A 12,048-nucleotide genomic window follows, 5' to 3' on the forward strand; every position below is an offset into this window, starting at 1 on the left:
CTGATCGCATCCGAATCGGACGGGCGCAGGTCCCGCATGGACCTGCGCCCGGCTCGGCGGACTCCGCGAGTCGCCGGGCTGCCCGGGAGGGCGGCCGAGGGTGGATCAGGTGGTTGCCACCAGGAGTTCCTCCCCGCTCGACGTGCGAAGGCCGTCCGGGCGGTCGGCGAAGTATCGGTCGTTGAGGTCGGCTGCCGATACGTGCCGGGCGTTCGGGAAGCCGACCTCGCGGGCCAGTGCCAACATCTCCTCCGGGGCGAAGAAGCTGACGAACGGCGTTCCGGACTCCCTGGCACCCTTCACCGCCACCTCGAACCCGGCGCGCTTGTCCGCGTCGAGCAGTTCGGGCGGCAGCTGGAACGTCATGGCCAGCGTGGATCCCGGGGCGAGTGACGCGAGTCGGCGCAGCGTGGCGGCGTTCGCCTCCTTGGTCAGGTACAGCGCGACACCCGTGGAGACCACCACCGCCGGGCGGTCGGCGTCGAAACCGGCGGCCGTCAGCCGATCCCACCACGATCCGCCCGCCTCGAAGTCGACCGGAACCAACCGCAGCCAGTCCGGGACGCCGAAGCCGAGTTCGACCAGCCGCCGGCGCTTCCAGGCCTGTGGTTCGGCCTGGTCGACCTCGAACACCCGCAGGCGGGAGCCGATTTCCGGTCTGCGCTGCGCGAAGGTGTCCAGGCCGGCTCCGAGGATGACGTATTGGTCGACGCCCCGAGCGGCCTCTTCGACCACCAGGTCCTCGATGAAGCGGGCCCGGGCCACGATCGCCGCCCGAAACCACTCGGTCAGGGTCGGATCCATGTCCCCGCGACGGAGCCAGTCGTCGCCGGGGTCGGCCAGTTGCAGGCCGACCTCGTCCTCCAGGACGTACGGCGGCGTGTCGAGCCGGACGTGCAGGGCCCGCCACAGGGCGGTCCGTACCGCCGTACTGTCCGGGCGTGCCGCGGTGCCGTCCGGGCGTGCCGCGGTTCGTTCGTCAACCATCGCGAACTCCCTCTCCGATGTTCGGGATCACTGCTGCGCCGGAGCCTGGAGGTTCCACAGACGACCGTCGGGGTCGCGTACGACCATTTCCCTGGTTCCGTAGTGGGTGTCCTCGAACGGCGTGACCACCGCCGTGCCGTCGGCGGGGCTGAACGCATCCGCATCCGGCACCTTCAGGACGAGCCGCATTCCGGGTTCCTGGTCCTGCGGGACCTCGGCGATGAACACGTACGGGCCGTCGCCGTTGCGGAGTTGACCGGAGTTGTGATCGGTCGAGAACTCCAGCTCGTATCCCAGACCCTGGAAGAACTTGGCCGCCTTGCCCCAGTTGTGCGTCTCCAGGAACACGGCCTCGATGCCTTCGGTGGTCATGTCAACTCTCCTTCTCGGACGATGGCTCTCGTTCGGGTTGGGTGTCGTCGAGGTAGGCACGCAACGCGGCGGCGACCAGCGCCGACAGCGACAGCTCCGACTCGATGGCACGGTGCTTGACCTGCTTGATCAATCCGATCGGCAGGTAGACGTTGAATTGCTTCACATCTTCGTCGCCCACGGGTCGATGCTAGCAAACTAATAACCTAGATGCCGGCGCGTTTTCCGGAGCAGGGTCGGGTCGTGATCGCGCGCGGAAGGCGGGGCCGGTGCGGGGTCGTGTGCCGTGCAGCGCCGCCGGGTGCCGGGTCGGACGAACTGCCGACGGACATCGGGAGCATGCGCCTGTGGCCTCGACGGGCCGGACGCGATCGGCCGGCCGGCCGGCTCCCCGACCTCAGGGCCGGGAACCGGAACGTATCCGTGTCATCGCGGCCGGGGACACGCGCAGTCGGACGAGCCCCACCGAGTCCGGTCCTGCCCGTTGCCGGCCGGCTCCGGAGCCGACGCCTTGCACAGCCGTACGGTTACGAGGGCGGTGGCGGATATGCCACCCGGGATGTGGTCGTGGGTTTTTCCGGCGGGGCCGATGCTCCGGCCGGCGCAGCCGACGTCGGGATCGGCGTCGGCGCCCGCACGTTCAGGGGGACTTGCGATGCCTGCCCGGGCCCGGACCGAGCCGGGCCCGGCGCTCGGACGACTCGGATCGCCGCTCCGACGGATCGCCGTTGCCGAGTGCTCGTTCCTGCGCGCCCGGGTAGAGCAGGCGGGCGGCCTCGACGTAGTTCGCCACGACCGCGAGGGTGACCCACTGGTATCCGTCCCATTCCAGGACGACGCGCGGCGCCTCGCGGTCGACGTGCGGGGCGCGTGGTGGGCCGACGAGATGGACCGCCTTGCGCTCGCCGACCGGGCGGAGCCGCTGCGCGCGGCGCGCGGCCCACCGCTCCAGGGATTCGTCCTCGCTCACGCGCTCTCTCCATGGCTACCCGGGGCACTTTCGACCAGAACCGTATCCGGGCGGGCGGCCTCCCGAGCGCCGATCGCACGAATTGCGACCGAGAGTGGTACGCGGCGACCGGCGGCACCGCCACTGGCCCGGTCGCCCGGTCGCCCGGTCGCCCGGTCGCCCGGTCGGTCGAGAGTGCCCTGCCTAGGCGGCCGGGGGCATCAGTCGGCGGACTCGGCCTTGACGTAGTCCTCGTACTCGGGGGCCGTGAGCAGATCTGCCATCCCGTCGCCCTTGGCGAGGGTGATCTCGATCATCCATCCGTCGCCGTAGGGGTCGGTGTTGACGTCCTCCGGTGAATCGCCGAGGCCGGGGTTTACGGCGCAAATCGTGCCGGTGAGCGGCATGTAGACCTCGGTCACCGCCTTGACGGACTCCACCGAGCCGAACGGTTCACCTGCCTCGAACCGGTCGTTCACCGAAGGCAGTTCGACGAAGACGACATCGCCGAGCTGTTTCTGTGCGAATGCGGTGATGCCGACGGCCACCCGCCCGTTGCCGAGCGATCGCACCCACTCGTGGTCCTTGGTGTACTTCAGGTCTTCCGGGTTCATGAGGGCCTCCGGGAGGTCGCGGCCGAGGTGCCGTCACCGATCGGCACCATCGCCGAGCTTGCTACAAACGCCCCGAGTTCGGTGGGATGTTCACCCGATCGGGTGGGGCACGAGCCTCCGGGGCGCGCGGTGGGGGAGCGGGACGAAGTTCCCAGCGATCGTCTCCGAGCAGCATCGGCCCCCGGACGGGTGCGCCGACCCGGACCCCGAGGCAGCGGTCGGACTTCGTTGCGCCCGTCGTCAGCCGACTCCATCGTGCCCACCCCCGGACCAGGCGGGCCGGCGCGTCGGTGCCCCCGCGTACGGTCTGGAGGCATGATCGATCGGAAGCCGAGTTCCTCGCCCGCCATACACGACTTCGCGACCTGGGAGCCCGTGCTGCGGCTGCTGCGGGCCGGCCGGCCGACGAGGCACGTCGGTACATCCGCCCATGTGGCGGGACGCATCGGCCGACACGGTTGGAGTCCGTCCTTGCGCCGACGGTCGCCGCAGCCCGGTCGAGCCGCCCAAGTCGACGACATGCGGGACGAGATGGAGGCCGTGCAGCGGGTGCAGAGCGCACTCGTGGACGCGGGCATCGACGATATCTCGTTCACGGCGGAGATCTCGTCGACCGGGAGGACGGCCCTCCACCTGCTCGGGCCGAGTCCCGCGGTGGAGCCCGGCATCGGCACCCCGCATCCGGGAGCGCTCATCCTGGTCGAGGGCGCCCTTCCCGAGCCCTGGCGACGGCTCCCCGATCCGGTGCCCGGGGCGGCGCCGGCCGCATCGGTGGATCTGCCCCTGCTGGACCGGACGTTGCGCGAACGGTTGCCCGATGCCATCGGTGCGACGGAGGCGGAGATCGGCGCCGCGGAAGCGCGGCTCGGTGTCACGCTGCCCGATGAGCTCAAGGTCCTTTATCGGGTGGTGCGGGCACGTTGGCAGGACTGGGGCGACGACCACGAGGCGGCGCGACGCGTCTGTGCGGCGGTCGGCTGTGAACTCTTCTCCCTGGACGACCTGTACGTTGCCGACGCACCTTCCCGCCACTGCCGCTGGGAGTTCGCGGCCATGGAGGCGGTCGTCACCGCGCCGGACGCCGCGGTGCAGGGCCTGGTCGGCTCGCCCGGCTGGATCGTCTTCGGCGACAACGGCGGCGGGGACCGGCTCGCGGTCGACCTGACTCCGGGGCCGCGCGGCCACGTCGGACAGATCATCATGCTCAGCCACGAGAAGAGCATCGGCGCCGACCTGCTCGCCGACTCCCTCCTCGACCTGGTGTCGGAGCGGCCCGGTGCGCCTCGCGGCAACCGTCACGACGACGGGCCGCCGGCCGTGGCCCGGGTGAACACCGGCAACCTGAGAAGCATCGAAGCCGCCGCCCACGCCGACCTGGAAGTACTGTCCATCGGCGTGTGGGACGACGCACCGCTCAGCCTCGCGCCCGTCGTCGGGCTTCCGCGCCTGCGCACCCTCAGCGCCTACCCCGGTACGCTCGCCGACCCGCTCGAGATCGCGAGCCTGACCGGACTGGAGTTCCTGGAACTCGGGCCGCAGGAGTGGCGCGTCCTCCTCGACGCCGGAGCCGTCCCACGCAGCCTGTCCGCCGCCGCCATCGAAGTGCACGGCAACCGGGACGTCCTGCCCATCGTGGCCATCGCCAACGACCTCCTGGCCCTCTGGGACCGCCCCCGGATCACCCGAACCACAGTCGAAGGCGTCCTCGACCCCCTCCCGTAGCGTGCGGGCTGGGCGGCGGACGACGCGGACGGCGGTGCGGGCCACGCGCACGCTCGGAGCGACGCCCCTTCGCGGCCGGTCGGCATGCGCAACCAGGGCGCAGCCGAGCGGCACGAGATCGATCACCGCTGCCGCATCCCCGATCCCGCGCTTCGCGCTCCGAACGCGGGGGCTCGGCGGGTGGGCCGGGGAATCGGGTCGCCGGGGTGGGTGGGGCGCTGCTAGCTTGCGGCCGTGGATCTCTTCTCACGTTCGTGGACGGCGTTGCGTCAGGCGGTTGCCGAGCTTCGGGACGAGGAATTCGCGCGGCCGTCCGGCTGTACCGGCTGGCTTGTGCGGGACCTGGTGTGCCACCTGGTCATCGACGCGCAGGATGTCCTGATCACCCTCGTGACCCCGGCCGATACCGAGCCGACCCGGGATGCGGTGACCTACTGGCACGTCGCGCGAACACCGCCGACGGGCGAGGACCCGCTCGACGCGCTGATCGTGCGACTGGCCGCCGCCTACCAGGAGCCGGGGCTGCTCAAGTTCCACTTGGACGACGTCGGTTCCGCCGCCGGCCGGGCCGCCGAGCTGGCCGATCCGGGCCTGCGGGTGAGTACGCAGGACCAGGTTCTCACCGCCGCCGACTATCTCGACGCGTACGTCCTGGAGTGGACGCTGCACCACCTCGACCTGATCGCGCACCTGCCGAAGGCCGCCGGGCCGCCCGCGGAAGGTCTCGCCCGCACGCGCGAGCTGCTGGAGAGGATCGCGGGGGTGGCCTTCCCCGCGTCGTTCTCCGACAAGGACGCGCTGCTGATCGGCACCGGACGGCGCGCCCCGACCGACGTGGAACAGGCCGAACTGGGCGAGACGGCGGCGCAGTTCCCGCTCTATCTGGGCTGATCGCCGGCCCGACGGGCGTCTCGGGCCGGCGGGTGTCAGGGGAGCAGCGTGAACGGCGCCGTGGCGCGGACCTCGCCGTTGACGATCATCTCCAGGTCGCGCGGGCCGGGCGGTTCGGCGCGGGTGGTCACCGGGCGGAACGAATGTGCCCTGGCCAGCGTGAACGTGTCCCCGGCGCCCTGCGCGACCCGCTCGGCCAGGTGGAACACCCGGCGGGAACCGTCGCGGCAGACCGCGTACTTCAGCAGCAGCGGTCCGGGTTCCTCGGCGCGCACGGTGACGGTGAACGGGAGACGGTCGCCGGTCACGACGGTGTCCGCGACCACCAGCGATTCGACCGTGCCGCTGCCGTGCGCCGCACCCACCAGGCCGAGTGCCTCGGGATGGCCGGCCCGCAGCAGACCCCGGGCGGCGTGGCGCACGACGCGGTCGGTGTGCTCGCCGCCCTCGGCGTGCCAGCGGCGCAGCACGGCCAGCGCGGTGTCGGGATGGTCCTTGGCGATGTCGTTGACGTGGTTGGCGACCGAGCGGCGTACGTACTCGCTCGGGTCGTCGCGCAGCCGCTCCAGGATCGGCAGCGTCGGGCCGGGAGACATGAGCCAGCGCACGCGCGCACCCCAAGGCAGCCGCGGACGGGTGCCCTCGGACGCGAGGCGACGCAGGTGTTCGTCGGGGTCGTCGGCCCAGTCCCGGACGATCTTCAGCGCGATGTCCTGGTAGCGGTCGAGGTAGGGGCGTACCGCGAACTCGGCCGTGGCGAACGGGGTGATCACGGCGAGGGTGTTCATGGCCTCGTCGAGGTGCTCGACGCCGTGGGTGGCGACGTAGTCGGTGGCGGGCCAGCCGCTCCACATGTCCAGGCCGGTGTGCGTCGTGGCCTCGCGCAGGACCGGCGCGGCCTGCGGAAAGGGCAGGTCCAGGCTCGCGTGCAGGGCGCGGGCGACGTGGCCGACACGGGCCTTGAGCTCCAGCCCGTCCAGCCCGGCGAGGGCGCGGGCGACGAAGCGGTCGCGGGGGAAGACGCCGCGGGCGGCGGCGACTCCGTCGGCCAGAGCGGCGACGGAGGTCGCGTTGATCATGTCCTTGAGCGGTGAGGCCATGCGGACCACGGTGCCAGACCGGTCCGACATCGGCCCGATTCGTGGCCGCGTTCGCGGCCCGGCGGCCGCCGACGCGGAGGCGGAGGACGCTCCACCGCCACCCGACCGCGCATTCGGTGGGAGCCGGTCCGTTCTGCGGCCCGCGTGCCGCCGGCGGCGGCGAACGTGTCCGGCGGATCTCGGCCGGGAGCGCCGGGCCTCGCCGGCGCCGTCACTGCGTTATCGTGCATGGAGTTCGCCGGGTGCCGGCCGGCACCCGGCATGCCGGTCGCGCGTTGCAGGGAAGGTGGTGCCGGCGGATGCCGAGGTCGCAGGCTCGGGCGGTGCGGAGGCCGGTGTTCGCGCGGTTCTACGCGAATGTGGCGGGACCGGGGCTGGAGAAGGCGGGCATCGGGGAGCACCGCAGCCGACTGCTGCGCGGCCTGGCCGGTGAGGTGTTGGAGATCGGTGCGGGGCACGGCGCGAACCTCGGGCACTATCCCTCGTCGGTGGCGCGCGTGGTGGCGGTCGAACCGGAGCCGCGGCTGCGGGCGTTGGCCGTCGAGGCCGCCCGGGATGCGGCGGTGCCGGTGGACGTCCGGGACGGCCTGGCGGATGGGCTGCCGTTCGAGGACGGGGCGTTCGATGCCGTGGTGTTCTGTCTGACGCTGTGCTCGGTGCCCGACCCGCATGCGGCCCTCGGCGAGGCGTACCGGGTGTTGCGGCCGGGTGGTCGGCTGCGGTTCTTCGAGCACGTGCGGGCGCGCGGTACGCGGATGCGGCGGGTGCAGCGGGTGGTGGACGCGACGGTGTGGCCGCTGCTGTGCGGAGGCTGTCACACCGGACGGGACACCGAGGCCGCGATCCGCCGGGCCGGCTTCGCGATCACCGAGCTGGACCGCTTCGCGTTTCCGGACACCCGGGTCCCGACACCCGCGGCGAGCCACATCCTCGGCACTGCCGTACGCCCCGAGGCTCCGGCCGACGGCGCCCCGGACGCCGGCGTGGCGGGCGAGATGTGACGACCGAGGTGGCACACTTCGGCGGCAAGGACGGTCTGATCACCGCCGCGCTGCAACGCCGCCTGGATCGCTGGGACCGGATCTGGCAGGAGGCCGTGGACGCCGCGGACACCCCCGCCGGCAAGCTGCCGGCACTCTTCGACGCCGTCGCCACCTACCGCAACCGCCACATCCCCGCACGCGGCTGCGCCGTCCTCGCGACGGGCACCGAACTCCCGTCGCCGGAGCATCCCGCCCATGCGGTACTCGCCGCGGAGTCGGCCCTGCTCGGCACCAGGCTGACCCTGCTCACGGACGCGGTCGGCGGCCCGGACCCCGCCGCCCTGGCCGTGGACGTACTGCTCGTGTACGACGGCGCGATGGCCGGCCTGTTGCGCGGGTGGGAACCGGACCCACTCGCCCACGGCCGAGCCGTGGCGGCCCGACTGATCGCGAACGGCCGCTGATCCCCACTGTCACGACCGACGACCCGACGACGTTCCGTGGCCCCGGCCTACGATCATCCGCGTGACCACCGCACTGATCCTGATCGACCTGATGCCCCGCATCCTCGCCCTGCCCCTGGCACCGCACTCCGGTGCGGAAGTACTCGCCCGCTGCCGCCGGTTGGCCGACGCGTTCCGGGCGGACCGGCGCCCGGTGGTGCTCGTTCGCGTCGACAGACCCAACGTGAGCGAGCAGCCGCCGGGAAGCGGCTTCGCCGACGGCCTGGTTCACCCCGGGGACATCGTCGTCGTCAAGCACACGGTCGGCGCATTCCACGGCACCGACCTGCACGAGCGGTTGCGCGAGCGGGACGTGGACACGGTGGTGCTCGCCGGCCTGGTCACCACCATGGGAGTCGAATCCACCGCGCGGGCCGCGAGCGACCACGACTACGAGGTGGAGTTCGTCGCCGACGCCATGTCCGGATTCGCGGCCGACGAACACGACTTCACCGTGGACAGGATCTTTCCCCGCTTCGGCGCGGTGCACGACACGGCGCGTTACACCTGAACCCGACGCGCGCCCGGCGATCATCCCCATCGCCGGTCCCGAGTGGTCGTTCGAGGCCGGCACCCGGAGGGGTACCGGCCTCCGACGGCGGGAGCGGCCTGCGGTTGACGCTCTTTTTCCTGCTGCACATGCTGGAGCGATGACTGATATCGCACGGCTCTATCGCACTTGGCTCTTCGATCTGTGGGAAGGCGACTTCCGCCTCGCCGAGGAGATCCTCGCCCCCGACGCCGTCGGTCACTGGCCCGCCTTCGACGTGCACGGCCCCGAGGGCTTCGTCGAACAGGTGCGCCGATCGCACACCTACTTCGGCTCGATCAAGAACACGCTCGACCTCGGCCCGCTCGTCAGCGGCGACATGGTCTCCGCCCGGTGGACCTTCCACGGTGAATACCGCGGCGGAATCCCCGGTACCACGGTCCCGGCGGGTACGAAGACCTCCTTTGTCGGGCACGACATCTTCCGCGTCGCCGACGGCCGGTTCGCCGAGTACTGGGTGGTCTCGGACGGACTCGGGATGATGGCCGCCCTGGGCGCGCCGGCGAACTGAGCCCCTCGCCCGACCGTCCGCCGCACCGCCTCATTGCCTCTTCGTCGGCAACTGCCTGTCTTCACAGGGATGTTCCGGGCCGGGAGGACATCGCCGGAGAGACGATCCGCCGGCTCGACGACGCCCGCAAGGCGTGTCCGAGACTCGGCATCCCCTTCCCGTCGAACCCGCCGCGCCGGGCTCCGAGACGGTCGACGCCGGCCGCTGAAGCGCGACGCGACCGGCGGTCGGGTCTCCCGCCCGACCCGGATCCCGCCAATCCCCGTCGCCCGCACCGAACATGGGGTTACCGTGTCGATGCGGCTCGTGACCGGTCGGTTCGGATCACGGCGGCCCGGAGGGGGCGGATGGACGTCGACTGGGGTGCGGTTCCCGACTGGCTGTCCGCGGCCGGCTCGCTGTTCGCCTTGGCGTTCGGCGCGGTGGCCCTGGTGGTCACGCGCAGGACCTTTCGCATCGAGTCCGAGCGCGATCGCATCAACGCCGAGATCAGACACGGTCAATTGGCGTCGGTACGGGCTGCCCAGGCCACCCGGCTGTCGGCCTGGTGGGGGCAGGCCCCGGACGGACGGTGGGGCACGTTCGTACGCAACGCCTCCGAGGCGCCCGTCTACCAGGTGTATGTCACCGTGCTCGGCCCGGACGACCATTCGGACCAAGCCAAGGTGCACCACATGGTGATCCCACCGGCCGAACAGCCGCGCTTCTGCCCGGTCGACATCTCCGCCGCGCCACCGGACACCGCCCGGCGGGTCAAACTCACCTTCACGGACGGTGCGGGCGTACGTTGGTTGCGCAACCAGTACGGCGCCCTGGTCGCGGTACGGCCCGAATTGCGGATCAAGGCGGATCCGGCGCGGGTATCCGTGCTCTCCGAGTTCCGGGCCGACTTCCTGGCAGCCTACGGCGTGACGGTCACGTTCGACGCGGACGCCGATCGCCACCCGCAACGGCGCTTCATGGCCGACGTGGAGATGCCTTCCGTCGCCGACGTGATGGTCTGTCCACACGACTGGATCGGCGCCCTGATCGCTCGCGACGTCGTGGAGCCGACCGTCCTGGCCGGCGATCAACTGGACGTACTGCCCCGGTGGGCGTTGCATGCGTTGACGGTGGACGGTCGGCTGTACGGAGTTCCGTCCACCGTGGACACCGTGGCACTGATCCGCAACACCCGTCTCGCGCCGCAACCACCGGCCAGTTTCGAGGAGTTGGTTGCCACGGGCGAAGCGTTACGGCGTGCCGGTCGAGTCGACGACGTCTGCGGGGTGCGGGTCGGTGAGCACGGCGATCCGTTCCAGATCTGGCCCCTGTTCACGAGTGCCGGCGGGTGGTTGTTCGGCCGTACCCCGGACGGACGGTGGGATCCGACCGTACTCGGTCTGGCCACGCCGGAGTCGGTGGCGGCCTTCCGACGCCTGCACGCCCTGGGCGAGGCCGGTACCGGCCTGCTGCGCCGGTCGATGGACCGCGAGGCAGCCTTCCGGTCTTTCGTCTCCGAACGCACCCCGTACCTGCTCAGTACAACGGACGCCCTCCCCTTGGTATTGGCCACGACGATCCCCGTGGAGGTCGACCCGGTACCGCCGTTCGAGACCGGTCGACCTGCCTCCTCCTTCAGCCTGGTACACGGGCTGCTCATGGCCAAGCATGGTGCCAACAAGGTGATCGCACACGATCTGATCGCCGACTACGTGACGCACGAGCACGTCATGTCGACCCTTTCCGACAGATTGGGCGCACCGGTCGCGCTGCGCGGGGCCGTAGGCCGAGCACCCGCGATCCGGCGATACCTGAGCCTGTGCGAAGCGGCCACGCCGATGCCGTCGTTCCCGCAAATGGAACAGACCTGGCGCATCCTGGAATTCGCGATGACCGCGGTCATCGCGGGCGCCGACCCGGAGCCGACGGCGCGCGAGGCGGGTCGGCGACTGGCGGCGCTCTTCGGTTGACGCCGGCGAGGTGTCGGAGGAGGGCGAACCGTTCGAGGGGGAGCGGGGGTGCGCGCGTGAGCGGGTGCGGTGTGCCTGGTCAGGGGATGCCTGTTCTGACATCATGGATAAACGGATCAATGTTCCGGTAATGCCGATACGGAACAATGTTCTGATTGGCAACCGAACGACGGAGGCAACTGCACAATGCCCGACATCGGCAGCGAATCGGGATCGACGGCCCCCAGGAAACGGGCCGACGCCCGGCGCAACGAGGAGACGCTGCTGGAGGCGGCCGGCGCGGCCTTCGTCGCGTCCGGCGTCGATGCGCCCGTGCGCGACATCGCGGCCAGGGCCGGCGTGGGCGTCGCCACGATCTACCGCCACTTCCCGACGCGGGCCGACCTCGTCGTCGCCGTCTATCGACACCAGGTCGAGGCGTGTGCCGAGGCGGGCCCGACCCTGCTGGCGAGCGGCACGTCACCGCACACCGCTTTGACCCGGTGGATCGACCTCTTCGTCGACTTCCTGGTCACCAAGCACGGCCTGGCCGAGGCACTACAGTCCGACGACGCCGGCTTCGCGACCCTGCACGCCTACTTCATCGACCGCCTCGTGCCCGTCTGCGCAGATCTGCTCGACGCCGCAGCGGCGGCGGGCGAGATCCGCCCCGACATCCGGGCCTTCGAGCTGATGTTCGCCGTCGGCAACCTGTGCATCGGCGCGACCAAGGACTCCCGCTACGACGCCCGTCGCATGGTCGAACTCCTCCTCGCCGGCCTGCTCCTTCACTGACGTACGCCCACCGTCGGCCCATGTACGCACCCGGCGACCTCGCCACCGTCACGGCCGGACACTCCGTCCGGGCCGCGGAGATCGCCGACCCCGGCCCGCACGACCGCGTCCGCACCCCATCCGCCGTCGGCCCGCGCCAT

14 protein-coding genes are annotated in these 12,048 nt (G+C 71.2%); 8 read left to right on the forward strand and 6 right to left on the reverse strand.

The window, feature by feature from the left end; genetic code table 11:
- Positions 1 to 105: 105 nt before the first annotated feature.
- From ACIBM5_RS26025 to gcvH, 5 genes are all read right to left on the reverse strand, one after another.
- The gene (locus ACIBM5_RS26025; RefSeq protein WP_396009035.1) at positions 106 to 987 is read right to left on the reverse strand and encodes a class I SAM-dependent methyltransferase; all 882 of its coding nucleotides are present in this window, start codon (positions 985 to 987) and stop codon (positions 106 to 108) included.
- Positions 988 to 1,014: 27 nt separating this feature from the next.
- Positions 1,015 to 1,359 (reverse strand): VOC family protein, encoded by a 345-nt coding sequence (locus ACIBM5_RS26030; protein WP_396009036.1) that lies wholly within the window; start codon positions 1,357 to 1,359, stop codon positions 1,015 to 1,017.
- 1 nt (position 1,360) lies between these two features.
- Positions 1,361 to 1,540, reverse strand: coding sequence for a CopG family transcriptional regulator (locus ACIBM5_RS26035; protein ID WP_396009037.1), 180 nt, complete (start codon positions 1,538 to 1,540; stop codon positions 1,361 to 1,363).
- Between the two features lie 459 nt (positions 1,541 to 1,999).
- Positions 2,000 to 2,329, reverse strand: coding sequence for a DUF6087 family protein (locus ACIBM5_RS26040; protein WP_396009038.1), 330 nt, complete (start codon positions 2,327 to 2,329; stop codon positions 2,000 to 2,002).
- 200 nt (positions 2,330 to 2,529) lie between these two features.
- Positions 2,530 to 2,922, reverse strand: a complete 393-nt coding sequence (gcvH, locus tag ACIBM5_RS26045; protein ID WP_396009039.1) for a glycine cleavage system protein GcvH — start codon at positions 2,920 to 2,922, stop codon at positions 2,530 to 2,532.
- A 315-nt stretch (positions 2,923 to 3,237) separates the two neighbouring features.
- Between gcvH and ACIBM5_RS26050 the strand changes: the two genes are divergently transcribed.
- Positions 3,238 to 4,644 carry an SMI1/KNR4 family protein gene (locus tag ACIBM5_RS26050; RefSeq protein WP_396009040.1) on the forward strand — a complete coding sequence of 469 codons (1,407 nt, stop codon included), beginning with the start codon at positions 3,238 to 3,240 and terminating at the stop codon, positions 4,642 to 4,644.
- Positions 4,645 to 4,878: 234 nt separating this feature from the next.
- Positions 4,879 to 5,535 (forward strand): maleylpyruvate isomerase N-terminal domain-containing protein, encoded by a 657-nt coding sequence (locus ACIBM5_RS26055; protein WP_396009041.1) that lies wholly within the window; start codon positions 4,879 to 4,881, stop codon positions 5,533 to 5,535.
- Between the two features lie 35 nt (positions 5,536 to 5,570).
- Here the strand turns inward: ACIBM5_RS26055 and ACIBM5_RS26060 are convergent, their stop codons facing one another.
- Complete coding sequence (locus ACIBM5_RS26060) at positions 5,571 to 6,635, reverse strand: DNA alkylation repair protein (protein WP_396009042.1); 1,065 nt, start codon at positions 6,633 to 6,635, stop codon at positions 5,571 to 5,573.
- A gap of 299 nt (positions 6,636 to 6,934) precedes the next feature.
- Here ACIBM5_RS26060 and ACIBM5_RS26065 point away from each other — a divergent pair, with 299 nt between their 5' ends.
- From ACIBM5_RS26065 to ACIBM5_RS26090, 6 genes are all read left to right on the forward strand, one after another.
- Entirely contained in the window at positions 6,935 to 7,636 is a 702-nt protein-coding gene (locus ACIBM5_RS26065; protein WP_396009043.1) for a class I SAM-dependent methyltransferase, read from the forward strand.
- Positions 7,633 to 8,082: a hypothetical protein gene (locus ACIBM5_RS26070; RefSeq protein ID WP_396009044.1), complete on the forward strand. Its 450-nt coding sequence runs from the start codon at positions 7,633 to 7,635 to the stop codon at positions 8,080 to 8,082. The genes ACIBM5_RS26065 and ACIBM5_RS26070 overlap by 4 nt, the downstream gene beginning before the upstream one ends.
- Positions 8,083 to 8,143: 61 nt before the next feature.
- Entirely contained in the window at positions 8,144 to 8,632 is a 489-nt protein-coding gene (locus ACIBM5_RS26075) for an isochorismatase family protein (RefSeq protein ID WP_396009045.1), read from the forward strand.
- Between the two features lie 139 nt (positions 8,633 to 8,771).
- Complete coding sequence (locus ACIBM5_RS26080) at positions 8,772 to 9,182, forward strand: ester cyclase (protein ID WP_396009046.1); 411 nt, start codon at positions 8,772 to 8,774, stop codon at positions 9,180 to 9,182.
- A 347-nt stretch (positions 9,183 to 9,529) separates the two neighbouring features.
- Positions 9,530 to 11,134 (forward strand): extracellular solute-binding protein, encoded by a 1,605-nt coding sequence (locus ACIBM5_RS26085; RefSeq protein ID WP_396009047.1) that lies wholly within the window; start codon positions 9,530 to 9,532, stop codon positions 11,132 to 11,134.
- Positions 11,135 to 11,320: 186 nt separating this feature from the next.
- A complete protein-coding gene (locus ACIBM5_RS26090; RefSeq protein ID WP_396009048.1) occupies positions 11,321 to 11,908 on the forward strand; it encodes a TetR/AcrR family transcriptional regulator in 588 nt (195 codons plus the stop codon).
- The last annotated feature ends 140 nt before the right edge of the window (positions 11,909 to 12,048 follow it).

The organism is Embleya sp. NPDC050493, assembly GCF_044458105.1.
In the GTDB taxonomy this organism is placed as follows: Bacteria; Actinomycetota; Actinomycetes; order Streptomycetales; family Streptomycetaceae; genus Embleya.